The 1,354-nt window shown below is 65.5% G+C and carries 4 protein-coding genes; all 4 read right to left on the reverse strand.

Annotation, left to right across the window (positions count from 1 at the left end):
• A partial coding sequence (locus ACR0MQ_RS22895) for a gene transfer agent family protein (RefSeq protein WP_480611266.1) occupies positions 1-173 on the reverse strand: 173 nt, incomplete at its 3' end.
• Between the two features lie 4 nt (positions 174-177).
• Entirely contained in the window at positions 178-591 is a 414-nt protein-coding gene (locus tag ACR0MQ_RS22900; protein WP_480611261.1) for a phage major tail protein, TP901-1 family, read from the reverse strand.
• Between the two features lie 20 nt (positions 592-611).
• A complete protein-coding gene (locus tag ACR0MQ_RS22905; RefSeq protein ID WP_480494835.1) occupies positions 612-1,025 on the reverse strand; it encodes a DUF3168 domain-containing protein in 414 nt (137 codons plus the stop codon).
• Positions 1,022-1,303 (reverse strand): head-tail adaptor protein, encoded by a 282-nt coding sequence (locus tag ACR0MQ_RS22910; RefSeq protein ID WP_480611264.1) that lies wholly within the window; start codon positions 1,301-1,303, stop codon positions 1,022-1,024. The genes ACR0MQ_RS22905 and ACR0MQ_RS22910 overlap by 4 nt, the downstream gene beginning before the upstream one ends.
• Between the last annotated feature and the right edge of the window lie 51 nt (positions 1,304-1,354).

Here is a 1,354-nt window from a genome sequence, read left to right on the forward strand (position 1 = left end):
GCCAGCACATCAGCGCTGGAATAGGCCCCGCCTTCGAAGCGCTGCACCAATTCCACCAAAGTCCCGGTGCCCAGTTCCTGTTCCAGTTCCGCCAAAGCCCCCAGCGTTAGCTTGAGTGCCCGAGGCTGCCCATCGATGGTCAAAGCCACCTCACCCGTCCACGGATTGGCCATCGGCTTACAGCGCTGTGAAGGTCAGGGCACCGGCGCTGGCCAGGCTCATCTCATAGGTGGCCTCACCGTTGTGCGAACCCGCGTACTCGATTCCAGTCACCTGAAACGCGCCTTCAACGATGCCGAAATCAGGGATGATCACCTGAAAATCCGGCGTCTCACCATCAAAGAACAACTGACGCGCGCGTTCATCGGTGCCCGCGTCCTTGAACACGCCCGAGCCCGAGATCGAGGCCGATTTGACCCCCGCCCCCGACAGCAGCTCGCGCCACCCGCCCTGGCTTTCCAGGCTAGTGACATCCACGCTTTCCGCATTGAAACTGATCCGCGTGGCGCGCAGGCCCGCGATGGTCTCGAACAGGCCGGTGCCGTTCATATCCACTTTGACCAACAGGTCTTTTCCGTTCTGGGCAGCCATATGCTCTCTCCGTTGATTGCTTAGTCGTCTTCCACGCGGGCGCGGAATCTCAGGTCGATCTGGCGGATCGCGCCGCCCGTTCCCGTGCGCCGGGCGCTGGCGCGTTCGAACCACAGGCCCACAAGGCGTCCCCGATCCAAGCTTAGTGCCGCGCCTTCCAGCGCGTCGCACACTGCGCCAGCCAGCGTCTTGGCCGTGCCAAAGCCCGCGGCCTCGGACACCACCGACACGGTGAACCGATGCACTGCCCCCGCGCCCGACCGGTCCGAGGCATCGCGCACCTCTTCCGGGCCCAGCGTCACATAGGTCTGGGGTACCGCCCCCGCCGGAACCGCGTCATAGATCGCGCCGCCCGACAGCGTGCTGACCTGCCCATCGCCCGACAGCTGTTGAAACACCGCCGCCTGCAAAGCAGCTGAAACGCCGTAACTCATGCCGCCACCTCTTCGTCTGCGAAACAGGTCAGGTACTGGCCGCTCGGGTCGCGCTCGGCCACGGCGCGGATCACAAACCGGCGCGGGCCCTCAGAGAACCGCTGATCCGGGCTTGGGCGCATGGACGCCCCCTCGGGTGCGCCGCGCACCACGATGCGATAGCCAACACGCGAGACCGGGATGCCGGCGACAGACCGCTCGGACCCGCTGCGCGCGGTGACCTCGGCCCAAACCGTGCCAACCGCAGCCCATGTCTCGGTACAGCTCCGCAGCCTCATTCATGGCGCTGGTGAATTCACGCGCCATGCCGCGGGCCTTGCCGACAAACC

Source organism: Ruegeria sp. AN6 (assembly GCF_056540425.1).